Annotated in this window: 16 protein-coding genes; 4 read left to right on the forward strand and 12 right to left on the reverse strand. The window is 72.7% G+C overall.

What is annotated here, in order from left to right:
• Positions 1-280 precede the first annotated feature (280 nt).
• A complete protein-coding gene (locus tag ACSUPR_RS10135) occupies positions 281-1297 on the reverse strand; it encodes a tryptophan--tRNA ligase (protein ID WP_436890894.1) in 1017 nt (338 codons plus the stop codon).
• 135 nt (positions 1298-1432) lie between these two features.
• On the opposite strand from ACSUPR_RS10135, the gene ACSUPR_RS10140 reads away from it, so the two are divergent.
• Positions 1433-1597 carry a hypothetical protein gene (locus ACSUPR_RS10140; protein WP_436890895.1) on the forward strand — a complete coding sequence of 55 codons (165 nt, stop codon included), beginning with the start codon at positions 1433-1435 and terminating at the stop codon, positions 1595-1597.
• A gap of 3 nt (positions 1598-1600) precedes the next feature.
• Here ACSUPR_RS10140 and ACSUPR_RS10145 read toward each other — a convergent pair whose 3' ends face one another.
• From ACSUPR_RS10145 to ACSUPR_RS10175, 7 genes are all read right to left on the reverse strand, one after another.
• Positions 1601-2536, reverse strand: a complete 936-nt coding sequence (locus ACSUPR_RS10145) for a zinc metalloprotease (protein WP_436891948.1) — start codon at positions 2534-2536, stop codon at positions 1601-1603.
• Between the two features lie 163 nt (positions 2537-2699).
• Positions 2700-4424 carry a DEAD/DEAH box helicase gene (locus ACSUPR_RS10150; RefSeq protein WP_436890896.1) on the reverse strand — a complete coding sequence of 575 codons (1725 nt, stop codon included), beginning with the start codon at positions 4422-4424 and terminating at the stop codon, positions 2700-2702.
• 225 nt (positions 4425-4649) lie between these two features.
• Positions 4650-4913, reverse strand: a complete 264-nt coding sequence (locus ACSUPR_RS10155) for a hypothetical protein (RefSeq protein ID WP_436890897.1) — start codon at positions 4911-4913, stop codon at positions 4650-4652.
• Between the two features lie 10 nt (positions 4914-4923).
• Positions 4924-5730, reverse strand: coding sequence for a class E sortase (locus tag ACSUPR_RS10160; RefSeq protein WP_436890898.1), 807 nt, complete (start codon positions 5728-5730; stop codon positions 4924-4926).
• Between the two features lie 42 nt (positions 5731-5772).
• Positions 5773-6642 carry a heme ABC transporter ATP-binding protein gene (locus tag ACSUPR_RS10165; protein WP_436891949.1) on the reverse strand — a complete coding sequence of 290 codons (870 nt, stop codon included), beginning with the start codon at positions 6640-6642 and terminating at the stop codon, positions 5773-5775.
• Complete coding sequence (locus ACSUPR_RS10170; RefSeq protein ID WP_436890899.1) at positions 6642-7754, reverse strand: FecCD family ABC transporter permease; 1113 nt, start codon at positions 7752-7754, stop codon at positions 6642-6644. The genes ACSUPR_RS10165 and ACSUPR_RS10170 overlap by 1 nt, the downstream gene beginning before the upstream one ends.
• Entirely contained in the window at positions 7751-8857 is a 1107-nt protein-coding gene (locus tag ACSUPR_RS10175) for a heme/hemin ABC transporter substrate-binding protein (RefSeq protein WP_436890900.1), read from the reverse strand. The genes ACSUPR_RS10170 and ACSUPR_RS10175 overlap by 4 nt, the downstream gene beginning before the upstream one ends.
• Positions 8858-9106: 249 nt before the next feature.
• Between ACSUPR_RS10175 and ACSUPR_RS10180 the strand changes: the two genes are divergently transcribed.
• The 3 genes from ACSUPR_RS10180 (at position 9107) to ACSUPR_RS10190 (ending at position 13378) form a co-directional block, all read left to right on the forward strand.
• Positions 9107-10546, forward strand: coding sequence for a cell wall protein (locus ACSUPR_RS10180; RefSeq protein WP_436890901.1), 1440 nt, complete (start codon positions 9107-9109; stop codon positions 10544-10546).
• A 124-nt stretch (positions 10547-10670) separates the two neighbouring features.
• Positions 10671-11339 carry an HtaA domain-containing protein gene (locus ACSUPR_RS10185; RefSeq protein ID WP_436890902.1) on the forward strand — a complete coding sequence of 223 codons (669 nt, stop codon included), beginning with the start codon at positions 10671-10673 and terminating at the stop codon, positions 11337-11339.
• 143 nt (positions 11340-11482) lie between these two features.
• A complete protein-coding gene (locus ACSUPR_RS10190) occupies positions 11483-13378 on the forward strand; it encodes an HtaA domain-containing protein (RefSeq protein WP_436890903.1) in 1896 nt (631 codons plus the stop codon).
• A gap of 67 nt (positions 13379-13445) precedes the next feature.
• Here the strand turns inward: ACSUPR_RS10190 and ACSUPR_RS10195 are convergent, their stop codons facing one another.
• From ACSUPR_RS10195 to ACSUPR_RS10210, 4 genes are all read right to left on the reverse strand, one after another.
• Positions 13446-13688: a DUF3039 domain-containing protein gene (locus tag ACSUPR_RS10195; protein ID WP_073379644.1), complete on the reverse strand. Its 243-nt coding sequence runs from the start codon at positions 13686-13688 to the stop codon at positions 13446-13448.
• A 59-nt stretch (positions 13689-13747) separates the two neighbouring features.
• A complete protein-coding gene (locus tag ACSUPR_RS10200) occupies positions 13748-14329 on the reverse strand; it encodes a YqgE/AlgH family protein (RefSeq protein ID WP_436890904.1) in 582 nt (193 codons plus the stop codon).
• A gap of 63 nt (positions 14330-14392) precedes the next feature.
• On the reverse strand, positions 14393-15805 hold the full coding sequence (locus ACSUPR_RS10205; RefSeq protein WP_436890905.1) for an NAD-dependent malic enzyme: 1413 nt from the start codon (positions 15803-15805) through the stop codon (positions 14393-14395).
• Positions 15806-16096: 291 nt separating this feature from the next.
• Positions 16097-16858: an AAA family ATPase gene (locus tag ACSUPR_RS10210; protein ID WP_436890906.1), complete on the reverse strand. Its 762-nt coding sequence runs from the start codon at positions 16856-16858 to the stop codon at positions 16097-16099.
• Positions 16859-16976: the final 118 nt, after the last annotated feature.

Consider the following 16976-nt stretch of genomic DNA (forward strand, 5'->3'; position numbering starts at 1 on the left):
CGTACCGGACGTCGGCGGGGACGGCGATCCGCTCCGGTCCCGGGTCCCGGCGGCGAGAGGCCGGGAAAGTGTCGTGCGCGTGGCCGGCGCCGTCGCGGGCGAAGCCCTCCGCCGGGGCGCGGCCCTCGGGCGGGGTGAGCGTGCCGGTGCGCTCGGGGGCGTCGGCCCCGAGTTCCGTGCCGGGCAGCCCGGGGACACCGGACGTGCCCGGGCCGGCGGTTCTCCGGACGTGGGCGGGGGCGGCGGGAGGGATCCCGCCGCCCCCGTGCGTGTACCGGTGTCAGGCGACGCCGATGGCGGCGCGGACGCGGTCCAGGACGGACCGGGCGTGCTCGCGGGCCCGGACCGAACCGGCTTCGAGGATGTCCTCGATCTCCCGGGGGTTCGCCATGAGCTCCTCGTAGCGCTCGCGCTTGGGGCCCAGCTCGGCGTTGACCGCCTCGAACAGCTCGTTCTTGAGGTCGCCCCAGCCCATGCCGCCCTGCTCCAGGCGCTTGCGCACGTCGGCCACCGTGTCGGCGTCGGCGAAGTGGGTGAGGAGCTGGAAGGGCACCGAGGTGTCGGGGTCCTTGGGGTCCTCGACCGGCGTGGAGTCGGTGGGGATGCGGCGGATCGCCTTCTTGAGCTTGTTCTCCGGCAGGAAGAGCGGGATGTGGTTGTCGTAGGACTTGCTCATCTTGCGGCCGTCGACGCCGGGGAGGATGCTCGCCTCGCTGTCGTCGATGACGCCCTTGGGCAGGGGGAAGGTGTACCCCTGCCCGTCCCCGCCGTAGCGGTTGTTGAAGTACCCGGCGATGTCGGCGGTGTACTCGATGTGCTGGGACTGGTCGCGGCCCACGGGGATGTGGGTGGCCTCCATGATGAGGATGTCGGCGGCCATGAGGATGGGGTAGTTGAACAGCCCCATGTTGACCCCGGCGTCCAGGTCGGTGATCCCGGCCTCGTTGTTGCGGTCGCGGGCGGCCTTGTAGGCGTGCGCCCGGTTCATCAGGCCCTTGGGGGTGAGGGCGGCCAGGATGGTGGTCAGCTCGAAGGTCTCGGGGACCTTGGACTGCTGGTAGATGACCGTCCTGGCCGGGTCCAGCCCGCACGCCAGCCAGGTGGCAGCCCCGGACCGGATGCTGTGGCGGAGCTCGTCCGCGTCCTTGACGGTGTTGAGCGCGTGGTAGTCCGCGACGAAGTAGTAGGTGTCGTAGACCTCCGCGGCCGCCAGGGCCGGTTTGATCGCGCCGACGTAGTTGCCCAGGTGGAAGTCGCCGGTGGGCTTGATCCCGGTCAGGTAGGTGTTCGCTGCCATGCCCCAAGCCTATCGGCGTGCCCGTGCGGAGTCCCCGCGCGGGCACGCCGCTCCCCCGGGACCCTGCCGGACCCGCACCCGCCGGTGGTCATGGCCGTACCGCTGACCCGCGCACATCGGAGGAGCCAGACCCGTGTGGAGATCGGGCCGGGCTCCTCCGGGCTGAAGGAGACCGGCCACGCCGAGTGCGAGGACCTGCGCGCCGTCCCGCCGTTGCGGCTGGAGCGGAACTTCGGGATGGTCGAGGACACGGTCCTGTTCCGGGTTGGGCCGGTCCTGCGCAGGCTGCTCGCGCTCTGACCCTCAGAGGCGCTGGGGGGAGCGGAAGGCCGCCCAGTGCTCGGCCATGCGGCGGGACTGGCCCTCGGTGAAGTGGGTCATGCAGTCGTCGTCGCTGTAGTCCATGAAGTTGGTGATCGGGTCCCGGCCGGCGCGGTGCGGGCAGGAGTCGCGCCCCTCGGGGCAGCCGGCGGCGGCCTCGCGCTCGTAGGGGGTGTCGCCGACATAGTCGCCCGGGGTGGTGCAGCCGTTCTGGAAGGTGTGGAACAGGCCGAGCCAGTGGCCGACCTCGTGGGTGCCGGTGTGGCCCAGGTCGAAGCGTTCGCGGCCGCCGCCGGGAAGGGTGTCGTGGGCCAGGACGACGCCGTCCTGGTCGGGCGCGTCGGCGTAGTCCTGCGGGAAGCTGGAGTAGCCGAGCAGGCCGGAGCCGAGGTCCGCGGTGTAGACGTTGAGCGTTTCGGCGCCGCCGCGGCGCAGCTCGGAGCGGATCTCGTCCCGGTGGCCGTCGAAGTCGGAGAACCACTCGTCGTTCTCGGTGCGGGTGGTCTCGGAGAGGGTGAAGCGGAAGCCGGTGTCGGCCCCGGCGGCGTCGTAGCCGCCGGAGTAGGCGGTGTTGAGGACCTCGATCTGGTCGTCGATGCGGGCGTCGCTCACGTGGCCCCGGCCGTCGGTGGCGGAGATGACGTGGACGACGACGGGGACCGTGTGCGGCGGGGCGATCTGGTGCGACCGCAGGGAGCGCAGGGCCTCGCGCAGCCGGCTGTTGTAGTGGGCGGCCTGTTCGGGGGTGAGCTCCCCGCTGTCGGCACCGGGGCCCGCCCCCGGTTCGGCCAGTCGCGCGAGCGTGCCCGGCGGGCAGTCGGGGCCGCCGTCGACGGCGGCCGCCCGTTCGGGGCCCGCCCCGGCGGGGTCGGGCAGTGCGGTGCCCGCCACGACCCCGGTCAGGGCGAGTCCGCACATCACCAGTCCGGTCCAGAGCGCGGCCGTCCCGCCGCGTACGCTTCGTCCGATCATCTCACGGACTGTAGTGAAATGAACACGTATAGCCACTGATCCGAAGCGTGGACTTGCGAAGTATTTGCCCGATTGGTCCGTAAGGGTGTCGCCGGAGGGGGACCGCGGTCTACTTGCCGCCGACCGCCCAGACGCGGAGCTTGGCGATGCGCTCGCGGATCTGGTCCGGGGTGGCCTGGGCGACCGGCGGCCCGCCGCAGGCGCGCCTCAGCTCGTTGTGGATCACCCCGTGCGGTTTGCCGGTGCGGTGGTGCCAGGCGCCGACCAGCCCGCTGAGCTCGCGGCGCAGGTTCGCCAGGACCTCGTGGGTGGGACCCTCCTCGCGGGCCGGCTCCTCCTTCTTGCGGGCCTTGATCTCCCCCGCCTTGAGGTCGTCCTTGCGCTTGCGCAGCAGCTGGGCCACCTGCTGGGGCTCCAGCAGGCCGGGCAGGCCGAGGAAGTCCTCCTCCTCGGTGGAGCCGGGGACGCCGCCGTACTCGTTGCCGTCGTAGAGGGCGCGGTCGAACTCCGCCGACGCCTCCATCGTCTCGAACGGCAGCTCCTCCCCCGCGTCGGGGGTGTCCCGCTTCTTGCGCGCCTCCGTGAGGAGGTCCTCCTCCGGGTACTCGTCGTCCCCGGCGGGGGTGCGGTCCAGGACGTGGTCGCGCTCGCGCTCCATGTCCCCGGCGAACTCCAGCAGGTTGGGCACCGAGGGCAGGAACACCGAGGCGACCTCGCCTCGTTTGCGCACGCGCACGAACCGGCCGATGGCCTGTGCGAAGAACAGGGCGGTGCTGGTGGAGGTGGCGTACACGCCCACCATCAGCCGGGGCACGTCCACGCCCTCGGACACCATGCGCACCGCGACCATCCACCGGTCGTCGCCCGCGGCGAACCGGGAGATCTTCTTGGACGCGGTGGGGTCGTCGGACAGCACCACGGTGGCGCTCTTGCCGGTGATCTGGCGGATGATCCTCGAGTAGGCGCGGGCGTTCTCGTGGTCGCTGGCGATCACCAGGCCCCCGGCGTCGGCGTGGGTCTTGCGGACCTCGGTGAGCCGCCGGTCGGCGGCCTGGAGCACCCGTTTGATCCAGTCGCCCTTGGGGTCCAGGGCGGCCCGCCAGGCCTGGGAGAGGGCGTCCTGGGTGAGCGGCTCGCCCAGGCGGGCGGCCAGCTCGTCCCCGGCGCGGGTGCGCCAGCGCATCTCCCCGGAGTAGGCCATGAAGATGACCGGGCGCACGACGCCGTCGGCCAGCGCCGGACCGTATCCGTAGCTGTAGTCCCACGAGCAGCGGCGCACCCCGGCCGTGTCCTGGACGTAGTCCACGAACGGGATGGGGTTGATGTCGGACCGGAAGGGCGTCCCGGTCAGGGAGAGCCTCCGGGCCGCCGGGTCGAACGCCTCGCGGACGGCGTCGCCCCAGGACAGGGCGTCGCCGGCGTGGTGGACCTCGTCGAAGATCACCAGGGTCTTGCGTGCCTCGGTGCGGTTGCGGTGCAGGGCCGGGTGGGCGGCGACCTGCGCGTAGGTGACCGCGGCGCCCAGGTACTGGCGGCCCAGGGCCCCCTGCCCGTTGCGGAAGTCGGGGTCGATGGGGATGTTGAACCGCGCGGCTGCCTCGGCCCACTGCTTCTTGAGGTGCTCGGTGGGACAGACGATGGTGATGGAGCGGATGACGTGCCGCTGCAGGAGTTCGCTCGCCAGGGTGAGGGCGAACGTGGTCTTGCCCGCGCCGGGCGTGGCGACCGCCAGGAAGTCCCGCGGCTGTCGGCGGAAGTACTCCTCGAACGCCTCCCGCTGCCAGGCCCGGAGCCCGCTGAGGCGGTCCTCGGTCGTGGTCTGCGTCACCGTCATGCGTTTCGTCCCCCGATACTCACCTGCTCGAGATTAGCGGGCCGCCCCGACCGGACAGGGTCGGCTTACCGTGGTGCCGCGCACACCCGGGGCAGCCGGGGCACCCCCGCGAACACCCATGAACGCCCGCGCAGGGGCGGATACGGGCGCGAACGCACACGAGCCCCGCGGGTCTCCGGACGGTCGTCGGGGGGGACCCGCGGGGCGCGCATGTCGCGCGGGGTGTCACTCGGTGGTCTCGGGCTCCTCCGGGGCGCCGGAGTCCGCGGGCGCCTCACCCGACTCGGTGGCCCCCTCCGTCCCGGCTCCCCCACCGGCTCCGCCGGCGCCCTGGACGTCGATGGCGCCGTCGTTGAACGGCATGTGGGGGGAGATCGCCGGGAACGCGAAGAACCACAGCAGGGCTGCGGCCCCGACCACCAGGCCGAGCGCCATGATGAACTTGGAGATCCAGGGTCCGGGCAGAATGCGCCAGATCAGGCCGTACATGCGGGTCTCCTCACTCGCTCTCGTCGGCGTCGGGGGCCATGTGCGCGATCGAGTCGGGCATGCCCTCCGACTTGGGCGTGGTCTCGACGAGTTCGCCCCACACGATGAGGCGGTGCGTGTTGTCCAGCTTGGGCGCGCAGGTGGTGAGGGTGATGATCGCCCTCTCCGGGTCTGTCTCGCCCGCGCCCTCGACGTCGTCGAACGGGTCGGGTTCGATCACCCACACGTCGGTGGGCAGGACCGTCTCCTCCTTGAACACCTCGTAGGTGTAGAAGTTCTCGGAGTCCTCCAGGACCAGAACGTCGCCGTTGTCCAGCAGGTCGATGTCCCAGAACAGGCCCGGGGTACGGTGCGCGGCGATGGCGTAGTTGCCCGCCTGGCCGGGGCTGCTGGGGTACTCGGTGTAGTGGCCGGGGCTGTAGCGGATGTCGTCCTGGGTGGTGCCGTTGACGACGACCCAGTCCAGGTCCAGGGACGGGATGTACAGGCGGCTGTCGGCGCTGCCGGGCAGCGGCTCGGAGTCGGGGCCGCGCTCCTCGGCCACGGCCCAGGCCTCCTCCAGGCCCTGGGCGAGTTCCTGCTGCTCGCGGTCGGTCTCCCACTGGGAGCCGTACACCTCGTAGGCCGCGTAGAACAGCATGAGGAGACCGGCGGTGAGCATGATCTCGCCGACGAAGCGGACGACGCCGCGCACCACGTCGCCGGGCGTGGTCCGGCTCCGGGGCGGGGGTTTGCGGCGGCGGCCGCCGGAGGAACGGCGTCGGCCCTCCCCGGACCCGGGGTCATCCTGTGGCTGTCGTTCCGTTGTGGACACCAATACGACCTACTCCTGTGGACGGCTCGCGTGTGCTCCGTGGACTTACCGGAGGGGCACGACCAGCGGGATCCCGGTCCTCGGATGCGGCAGGACCTCGACCTCGTGCCGGTAGACGGCGCTGAGCAGGGATGCGGTGAACACTTCAGCGGGAGGGCCCTGCGCGGCGATCCGTCCCTCGGAGAGTATCGCCACACGGTGGGCGTAGGCCGCCGCAAGCCCCAAATCGTGCAGGACCACGATAACCGCCCCTCCGCGCTCGGCGAGCGTGCGCGCGATGGTGAGGACGAGTTCCTGGTGGTGGATGTCCAGCGCGGCGGTGGGCTCGTCGAGCATGAGCAGCCGGGTGTCCTGGGCCAGGACGCGGGCGAGCATCACGCGTGCCCGTTCGCCGCCCGACAGGCTCGGGAACCGGCGTTCGGCCAGGTGGAGGGTGCCGGTGGCCGCCATGGCGGCGGAGACGGCCTCGTCGTCCCGTCCGGGGTCGGCGAGCCCGGCCCAGGGGGCGCGGCCCATGGCGACCAGCTCGGAGACGGAGAACGGGAAGCTCACCGCGGCCTCCTGGGGTAGGACCGCGCGGCGCAGGGCGAGTTCGGGCGGAGTCCAGGCGCCGAGGGCGCGCCCGAAGAGCTCCACGCTTCCGCCGTCGGAGCCGGGGTCGGTTCCCGCGGCGAGGTCGCCGGACACGGCGCCGAGCAGCGTGGACTTCCCGGCGCCGTTGGGGCCGACCAGGGCCACCAGCTCCCCGGCTCGGACGGTGAGGTCCACCCCGTCCAGGAGGGTGCGTCCGCCCCGGCGGACGGTGACCCCCGCCGCGCGCACCACGGGAGCGCCGTCGGGGACGGGGTCCGGGCGCCCGGGCGGACGGAACAGGGGGGCGAGGGCTGCGCGGGCCCGTCGTCGGAGGGCGGGGATCACGACCAGCCCCCCTGCCTGGCGCGGGTGCGGTGGAGTAGGTAGAAGAAGAACGGCCCGCCGAGCGCGGCGGTGACCACGCCCAGGGGGATCTCGGCGGGAGCGGCCGCGGTGCGGGCCAGCAGGTCGGCGGCGAGCAGCAGCAGGCCTCCGCCCAGGGCGCTGGCGGGCAGCAGCACGCGGTGCCCCGGACCGGTCACCATGCGGATGATGTGCGGGACCACCAGCCCGATGAACGACACGATCCCGGCGAAGGCCACGGCGGCCGAGGTGAGCAGGGCCAGGGCGGCGATGAGGACCAGGCGCATGCGCTCCACGTCCACGCCCAGGTGCCGGGCGGGCCCCTCGCCCAGGGCGAGCAGGTCCATGCGGCGCGCGTAGACCGGGATGACGGTCATGCCGGCGACCAGGCAGGGCACGAGGGCGGCGACCTTGGACCAGGTGGCGGTGGCGACGCTGCCCAGCTGCCAGAAGGTGATGGTCTGGATCTCGGCGTCCTGGGAGAAGTTGGTCATCAGTCCGATGGCGGCCCCGGCGATGGCGTTGACGGCGATGCCGGTGAGCAGCAGGGTGACGACTTCCGTGCGTCCGCGCGAGCGCGCGAACACGTACACGAACAGGGTGGTGGCCAGGCCGAACACGAACGAGGAGGCGATGATCGTCCAGTGGCCCAGGACGGTGAGCCCGGTGAAGATGACGACGATGGCGCCGACGGCGGCCCCGGAGGAGACTCCGATGACACCGGGCTCGGCCAGGGGGTTGCCGAAGATGCCCTGCATCATGGCCCCGGCCACACCCAGGGAGGCACCGACGGTGACGGCGAGGACGACGCGGGGCAGCCGCACGTCCCACAGGACGGTGCGGGCGACCTGGTCGGGCAGGGGGCCCGCGCCCCGGATGCCCGCGGCGTCGAGGATCGAGGCGGTGACCTGCCCGGCCGGGATGGGGTAGGCGCCGACCCCGGCGGCGATGACGGAGACGGCGACCAGTCCGGCGGTCAGGCCGCCCAGCAGCAGGGCGGCGCGCAGGCGGCGCCGGGCCCGGCCGTCGTGGGCCGGGGCGGGCACGGTCTTCTGGGCCGCCTCCGCCGCCGGTGTGTCGGTGGCGGTCACGAGCCCTCCTCCGCAGCGACCGCGGCCAGCTCGTCGGCCAGGGCGGCGATGACCTGCGGGGTGCGGGGGCCGAAGTTGAGCAGCACCCCGTCCTCGAAGTCGATGACGGCGCGGTTCTGCCCGGCGGGGGTCTGGGCGACGCCGGGGATCTCGACGAGGCCGTCGATGCCGCCGACCGATTCCAGCCCCTTGGTCATGACCAGGATCACATCGGGCCGGGCCGCGATGAGGGCCTCGGTGGTGATGGGGGTGAAGGGGGCGGTGAGACCCATCTCAACGCCGGCGTCGCGGGCGCCGACCTCGGCGAGCATGGCGTCGGCTCCGGAGCCGGGTCCGCCGATGAGGTAGACCCCGGCGGTGCCGCGCAGGTAGAGGAAGGCGACCAGGGGCGAGCCGACGGCCTCGGCGGAGTCCTCGCGGACGTCGGCCATCTGGGTCTGTGTGCGTTCGACCAGTGCCGTGCCCGCGTCGGGGACCCCCAGGGCCTGGGCGATGCGCTCGAAGCGCGGGTACATCTCATCGAAGGACCAGGCCTCCTCGACGATGACCACGGGGATGCCGGAGCGCTGGATCTGCTCTATGGCCTCGGGCGGCCCGGTCTGGGTGTCGGCGAGGATCACGGTGGGCTCCAGGGCCAGGACGCTCTCGGCGGAGACCTCGTGCCCGCTGGTGACGACGGGCAGGCCGGCGGCCTCGTCGAAGGTGGCGGCGACGTCGCGCCCCACGACCTGCCCGCCCAGGCCCAGGGTGAAGACGATCTCGGCCAGGCTCCCGGTGAGGGGCAGGATCCGCGAGGCGTCGGTGACCTCGACCTGCTCGTACTCCAGGGGGTCGGAGCTGGTCCGGTAGGGGTCGAGCACGACGGAGTCGACGGTCACCGGCAGCTGCTGGACGAAGTCCTCCTCCAGTGGCTGGAGGCGGTTCTCGGCCAGGTCGGGGATCTCCCCGGCGCCGCCGCCGGAGGCGGGGCCGGCCGGGGCTCCGGTGCCGCCCGAGCAGCCGGCGAGGGCGAGTGCGAGGGCGCAGGCCGCGGCGAGCGTCCGGGCTCCGCGCCGGGGGCCGCGGCGTGCGCGCGTGTGGGACCGGGGGTCGGCTGGTGCCATTGGGGATCGCTTTCGGGTCGGACCGGGGTCGGGTGCCGCCGGGGGCGGGGAGGGACGACACCGAGCTTTATATGACACTTCGTCATCATCTTGACAAGCCCGATGGTTCGGTGTTCAACTGTTCCGGTCGCGAACTCGAGTTAGGTAAGGCTCACTTAGCAAAGGTAAGCGTAACCTAAGAAAGTATCCGCGCCTCACGCGGGTCACCCCCTCAACGAACAGGACCCGCACGAACCCCGAAGGCCCCTGATGCAAGCAGCGGTTTCCCTCCGCCCGGTCACCGGGCGGCAGCGGGGCGGGTCCCTCCCTCCCCTGGCCGTCGCCGCGGCCGCGGTGCTGATCTCCACCGCACTGCCCGCGACGGCGCACGCAGAGCCGGCTCCCCCGCAGGAGGAGGCAGGACCCCCCCGGATCACCACCGTCAACCGGACCGAAGGACTGGACCCCGGGGGTGACACCGTCACCGTCTCCGGCGTCGGCCACACCCCCGGATCCGTCATCGAGATCGCGACCCTCGCCGTCCCGGCGGAGCTCGCCGACGACGCCGAGAAGGCCGAAGAGGCCGAGGACGAGGCCGTCACCGACACCGAGAACGCGGTGACGGTCGAGATCGGCGCGCGCGGCGTGTTCAGCGTCACCTTCGTCACCGGCGCCGGGTTCGCCGCCGAGGCCGGGCTGGACGCGACCGATGACGCCTTCGAGATCCGCCTCGTCGAGGTGGAGCCCGCCGAGGACGCCCAGGACTCCGAGCGCACCGGGCCGGTCACCGGCACCTGGGGCGGCGACGCCCCCACGGGCGGCACCGACGGAACCGAGGACCTTGCCGAGGCGCCCGGCGCCGGGATGAGCGCCCCCGTGGCGGTCCCGGCCGCCCCGGTGGCCGCCGCCGTCGTCGTGGGTCGGGTTCCGGTCGCTTTCGCGGCGCCCGCCGCCGCCCCGGCACCGCAGGCCCGACCGCAGACCGCCCCGCAGGCCCAGGTCGGCGCGCCGCAGGCGCCCCTGCCCCGGACCCCGGGCGACCCGAAGATCACGGTGTCCAAGACCGACGGGCTCGATCCCGACGGCGAGACCGTCACGGTCACCGGCACCGGCTACGACACCTCCAAGGGCATCTATGTGGCCCTGTGCGACACCGCCGGCGCGAGCACCACGCAGGCCCCGACGCCGTGCATCGGCGGCGTGGACATGGACGGCTCCGGCGGCGCCTCCGCCTGGGTCTCCAGCAACCCGCCGCCCTACGGCGAGGGCCTGGCCGTCGCTTACAACGGTTCGGGCACCGACGGCGGCTTCAGTGTGCAGATCACGGTGAAGGCCGACGACGGCAGCACCGACTGCAACGACTCCGGTGTCGAGTGCGCCATCGTCACCCGCAACGACCACACCCGATCCAGCGACCGCAGCCAGGACGTGTTCGTCCCGGTGACGTTCGGCTCGGGCGGTGGTCCGGGCGACGGCTCCGGCAACGGCGGCTCGGGTTCCGACGGCTCCGGCAACGGCGGCTCGGGTTCCGGCGGTTCCGGCAACGGCGGCTCGGGCTCGGGGCCCGGCACCAACCTGCCGCGCACCGGTACCGACCTGACCGTCCTGGTCCTGGCCGCCGCCGTGGCGACCGCGACCGGCGCCTTCGCCCTCTTCGCAGCACGCCGCCGCGGTGCCGGGGACGACGTCCCCGGTGAGGCCGCGGCCTGACCGACCCCCCGCTCTCCATGACGGGCCCGTGCCCCGGCACGGGCCCACGGGCCCCACATCCGCCGCCCCGTCCCGGATCCCCGGGAACGGTCACCGTCCTCTCCACGATGGGAATCGACGAACCATGGCCCTGACGACCATGCGCGGCACCGCCACGAACCGCCGTGCGCTCCGAACCCTCACCTCCGCCTCCGCCACCGCGGCCCTGGCCGCGGCCCTTCTCGCGGCCTCCGCGTCCACCGCCCATGCGGACCCGGCCTCCGGAGGCTCCGCGGTCTGGGGTGTCAAGCAGTCCTTCCGCACCTACGTCTCCGGCCCGATCGCCCACGGCGGCTACACGGCCTCCGGCGGCGCCACCAGACTGGGCAACGGCCTCATCGACTTCCCCACCTCCGGCGGGGACGTCGACGGGACGTTCTTCATCTCCGGCGAGGTGGAGTTCTCCGGCACCGTGGTCTTCACCGGCCACGACCACGGGCAGGGCCCGGCCCTGGAGATCCGCATCTCCGACCCGCGGGTGGAGTTCGACGGCAGCACCGCCACGGTGTACGCCGACGTCACCAGCCGCGAGTTCCACGGTGCGAACCCGGCCCTGCCGCCAGGCGACCTGATCGCCTACGGCGAGGTCCCCGTCACCGAGTTGACCGGGGTGAACGTGGACGTCACCGGCACCGAGCTCGACTTCACGTCCGCGGCAGGCACCCTGCACCCCGACGCCGTCGAGCCGTTCGCGGGCTTCTACTCCGCGGGCACAGCGATGGACCCGGTCTCCTTCACCACCGACGTCTCCTAGCCGTCCCGACCGTGGGACGGGCGGGCCCGTGGCTCCCGCTCCGCGCGGGCCCGCCCGTCCCCTCCACCCCCGCCGTCACCGGGGCCCCGGAACGACCGGGAATCCCCCGGCCATCCCCCTCATGATTGGAACCGACGAATCCCATGACCAGCACGACCGGCAGCGGCACGCGCGGAAGAGTCCGCCGCGCCCTGCGCTCCCTCACCGCCTACGCGGGTGTGGCGGCACTGGGCGGTGCGCTCGCCGTGGCGAGCGCCCCCACCGCCTCCGCGGACGAGGTCCTCCAGCTCTCCGGCGGCTCCGCCACCTGGGGTGTCAAGCAGTCCTTCCGCAACTACGTGGGCAGCCCGATCGCCCACGGCGGCTACGCGGCCGACAACAGCGCGACCAGGCTGGCCAACGGCCTGATCGACTTCCCCACCGCCGGCGGCGCGGTCTCCAAGGAGGACGCCTCCGGCGACGTGAGTTTCGCCGGGACCGTCGTCTTCACCGGTCACGACTACGGCCAGGGCCCGCTCCTGGAGGTCCGCCTGGCCGATCCGCGTGTGGTGTTCGAGGACGACACCGCCACGGTGTACGCCGACGTCACCAGCCGCGAGTTCCTCGGTGCGAACCCCACGCTGCCCCCGGGCGACCTGACCGGGTACGGCGAGGTCCCCGTCGCCGAGCTGACCGGCGTCGAGGTCGACGTCGACGGCGAGGACCTGGTCTTCACCTCCACCGGCGGCGCCCTGCACGCCGACGCGGTCGAGCCGTTCGCCGGCTTCTACAGCGCAGGCGACCCGATGGACCCGCTGTCCTTCACCGTGGGCATCGACGAGGCCGGCGGGAACCCCGACCCGGTGCACGACCCCGAGGTCACGGTCGCCCCGACCACCGGCCTGGACCCCGAGGGCGACACCGTCACCGTCTCGGGCACCGGCTTCCGTCCGGGCTCGGGCATCTACGTGGCGCTCACCGCGATCCCGCAGGCCGAGAACTCCTACCCGGCCCACTGGTACGGCTCGGGCGTGTGGCTGCGCGGTGACACCGCGCCGAGCGCGCAGGGCACCTTCAGCACCCCACTCGACGTCGTGGGCGCCTTCGGCAAGGGCGGCAGCGACTACGACTGCCTCCGGACACAGTGCTACGTCGCCGTGTTCAACGACCGCAACGACCTGGCCAACCGCGACCAGGACGTGTGGACGCCGATCACCTTCGCCGCCGACGGGGAGCCGACCGAGGAGCCCACGGAGCAGCCGACCGACCCGACCGACCCCGAGGGTCCGCTGACGGTCCGGAACGGCCGCGCCGACTGGGGCGTGCGGGAGTCGTTCCGCGACTACATCGTGGGCGACATCGCCAAGGGCGACATCGAGACCAAGGACGGCGCGAGCCGTAATGACGACGGCACCTTCGCGTTCACCAACGGCTCGGGCGAGGTGGACCTGACCGAGGCCACCGCCGAGATCGGGTTCGAGGGCACCGTCCTGTTCCAGGGCCACATCTACGGCGACGCCGACCCGCTGCTGTACATGACGGTCAAGAACCCGCGCGTGGTCCTCGACGGCGCCGAGGGCACCCTGTACGCCGACGTCGTCAGCAAGTCGCTGTCCGACTCCGAGCTGGTCACCTACGACGACGTCGCGTTCGCCGACCTCGACCTGTCCGGTGTGCGGTACGACCTGACCGGGGGCGTGCTCGGCTGGGAACCGATCCCGGCGACCCTGACCGCCGACGGCGTGCCCGCCTTCGCGGACTTCTACGCCCAGGGCGAGCAGCTCGACCCGATCACGCTGACCGTCAGCGTCGACGAGGGCGTCGAGGTCCCCGGTGGCGGTGACGGCGGTGACCCCGGCGGCGGTGACCCGGGCGGCGAGGACCCGGGCGGCGAGGACCCCAAGCCGGGTCTGCCGAACACCGGTGTCGCCCTGGCCGGCCTGCTCGCGGCCGCCGCGGTGGCCATCGGCGCCGGCGGCGTGGCCGTGGCCGCGTCCCGCCGCCGCCCGGCCACCGAGGCCGGTGCCGACGAGGACGTCGAGGTCCGACCCTCCCGGTAGTGCACGACGAGGGCCCCTCGGATCCATCCGGATCCGAGGGGCCCTCGCGCCGCGGTGACGGCCGGGGTCAGGCCATCATCTCTTCGTAGATCTTCTTGCACTCGGGGCAGACCGGGAACTTCTTCGGGTCCCGGTTGGGCACCCAGACCTTGCCGCACAGGGCGATCACGGGGTTGCCGGTGACGGCGCTCTCCGTGATCTTGTCCTTCTGGACGTAGTGGGAGAACCGCTCGCGGTCCCCGCCATCGTGCGAAGTGTCCGGCTTGGTCTCACTGTCCGGCAGGACCTTGTTGAGGACGTCCATCGACATCGTTCTCACCTTTCGAAGTCTGCGTTCCACGGTATAGGGTGCCGCGTCCCGGCCCGCCCTCAGTTCAGGGTGGGATCGTCCGGAAAGGTCGACAGCAGCGCCAGGTCGCCGCCCTGGCGGCGCAGCACCCGCGACCACAGCCCTCCGGGGTCGGTGGTGAACACGTCCGCCGGGACCGCGTTCAGGACGTACCACGCCCCCTCGGCGATCTCTCCGGCCAGCTGGCCGGCACTCCATCCGGCATACCCGGCGAAGACGCGGAAGCCCCCCAGGACGGTGCCCGGTACCGGCGCGGGGTCGTCCAGGTCGACCACACCGATACCCGTCAGACCCGAGTCCGGGTCCAATCCTTCCAGAGGGGACCAGCCGGGAGGCGGCCCGTCCGGGCCCGCCGCGCCCAGCGCGATGCCCGAGTCGGTGCCGACCGGCCCGCCCGAGAACATGACGGCGGGCTCGCTGGCCAGGGCGCCCCAGTCGACGACCACGTCGGCCACCGCCAGGCCGAGCGGCCGGTTGAGGATCACTCCGAGAGTGCCCCCGGGGTCGTCGTCCACGACGAACACCACCGAGCGGCGGAAGGAGTCCTCCTGGAGCACCGGGGCGGCCACCAGGAGCCGCCCGGTCATCGTCGGCTGGTCCATGCACCACCCCATACCCCGGAACGGGACCGGAATCCGTTCCCGGACCCGTTCCGGCAGAGTACGTCAGACGCCTTCGCCGAGGTCCTTCCGGTCCCTCAGGGCGGCCTCGCGGACGGCGGTGGCCACGTGGGCCGACAGGTCGGAGTGGAACACGCTCGGGATGATGTAGTTGGGGCCGAGCTCGTCCTCGGAGACCACGTCGGCCAGGGCCTCGGCCGCGGCGACCATCATGTTCGACGTGACGTGGTGGCTCTGGGCGTCGAGCAGGCCGCGGAAGAACCCCGGGAAGACCAGCACGTTGTTGATCTGGTTGGGGTGGTCGCTGCGGCCGGTGGCGACGACGGCGGCGTGCAGGCGGGCCACGTCCGGGTCGACCTCGGGGTCGGGGTTGGCCAGCGCGAAGATGATCGCGTCCTCGTTCATCTCGGCGATGTCCTCGCCCGCCAGCAGGTTGGGGGCGGAGACGCCGATGAACACGTCGGCCCCGGCCACGGCGCCCCTGAGGTCGCCGGCGTAGCCGCCCTGGTTGGTGTTCTCCGCGATCCAGCGCAGGGTGGGGTCGGTGTCCTCGCGCCCGGTGTGCACGGCGCCGTGGATGTCGCAGACGATGATGTCGCGGGCCCCGGCGTGCATGAGCAGCTTGAGGATGGCGGTCCCGGCCGCGCCCGCGCCGGACATGGCGATGCGGACCTCGCCCAGCTTCTTGCCGACGACGCGCAGGGCGTTGCGCAGGGCGGCCAGGACGACGATGGCGGTGCCGTGCTGGTCGTCGTGGAAGACGGGGATGTCGAGCAGCTCGCGCAGACGGGCCTCGACCTCGAAGCAGCGGGGCGCGGAGATGTCCTCCAGGTTGATGCCGCCGAACCCGGGGGCGATCAGCTGGACGGCGCGGACGATCTCGTCGACGTCCTGGGTGTCCAGGGCGATGGGCCAGGCGTCGATGTCCGCGAAGCGTTTGAAGAGGGCGGCCTTGCCCTCCATGACGGGCATGGCGGCCTCGGGGCCGATGTTGCCCAGGCCCAGGACGGCGGAGCCGTCGGTGACGACGGCGACGCTGTTGCGTTTGATGGTGAGGCGGCGGGCGTCGTCCTTGTTGGCGGCGATGGCCTGGGAGACGCGTGCGACGCCGGGGGTGTAGGCCATGGAGAGTTCGTCGCGGTTGCGCAGCGGCACCTTGGACTTCATCTCGATCTTGCCGCCCAGGTGCATGAGGAAGGTCCGGTCGCTGACCTTGTGGACGGTGACGCCCTCGACGGCGCCCAGGGCGTCGACGATGGCCTGGGCGTGCTCGGTGTCGCGGGCGGCGCAGGTGACGTCGATGCGGATGCGCTCGTGCCCGGCGGCGGCCACGTCCAGCGCCGTGATCATGCCCCCCACCTGCTCGACCGCGTTGGTGAGTCCGCCCACCGCCGTGCTCCCCGCGTCCAGTTCGAGGCGGACGGTGATGGAATACGAAACGCTGGGAAGGGTGGCCACGTAATGCTCCTCGGGTGGTGCCGGTGCTTCTGTGTCCGGGCGTGCGGACGTCCCCGGGCGCGGCGGCGTCGGTGCGCGGCGGGGCATCGGATGTGCGGTACCCCCCTGGGGCGGCACCGCGGCGGACCTCGGCTCGCGGTCGGGGGTATCGCGACGGAGTCGCCTCACCCTACCCGAGTCAAGCCACTGGAGTCAGCACAAGCCGACAATTATCGCTTCCGTGAAAAACCGATGAATTTCCCACGATTACGGAGGGGCGATCCGAGGTGGCGTCACCATAACGCCGGACGCTCAGGGAGTCTTCCCCGCGGCCCGGTCCAGGGCCGCCCGGACGATCACGTCGGTGCACGCCGGCGGAGAGAGGGCGGTGCCGTCGAGCACCATGTGGTAGTGGCGCGGAGAGGCCGCGTCGGCGCGGTAGAAGCGGCGGACGTAGGCGGCCCGGGCCCGGTCGTTGTCGTCGCGGATCCGCGCGGTGGGCGGGCCCGTCCGGGCGCCCCCCGGGCCCCCGCCCTCGGCGGGGGCGCCGGACTCCCACTGCTCGCGGGCGTGGCGCAGGCGGGCGTCGGGGTCGCCGTCGAGCCGCACGTGCAGGGCGGTGGGGTGGTCGGCCAGGACGATGGCCCCGGCCCGGCCCAGGACGACCCCGCCGGTGTGCGCGACCTCGGTGACGACCTGCTCGGTGTGTTCGACGAACTCGTGGTCGTAGAGCAGCCGCCCCTCCTCGTTGACGGTGCCGACGAAGGCGGTGTCGACACTGCCCAGGGTGACGGTGGGCAGGCGGGCGGCCCCGGCGAGGAGGCGCTCCAGCCCGCCGGGCGAGCGGTCGTCGTGCTGCAGGGCCTCGTCGAGGGAGCAGCCGATCCGCCCGGCGACGGCGCTGGGTACGGCCCGGTCCAGGAATACCACGCCGAGGGCGGCGGCGACGGCGGGCCCGACGACGGCACCGCCCGCGCCGTAGGTCGCCGAGATCGTGACGACCGGTCCCGCCGCGCGGGAGGACCGCCCCGAGGGCGTCGGGCGGGGGTGGTGGCGGGGCACCTCGGTGCTCATGGGACACCTGCCGGAGAGAGCGGTCAGGCCCGCCGGGCGGGCCTGGTGGCAGCGGTTGTACCCGCCGCCGGGCACTCCTATCCTCCCGCGCCGGAAACCGCGAAAGAAGGGGTTGTTT

The sequence above is a fragment of the Nocardiopsis dassonvillei genome (genome assembly GCF_964273065.1).
GTDB lineage: Bacteria > Actinomycetota > Actinomycetes > Streptosporangiales > Streptosporangiaceae > Nocardiopsis > Nocardiopsis dassonvillei_B.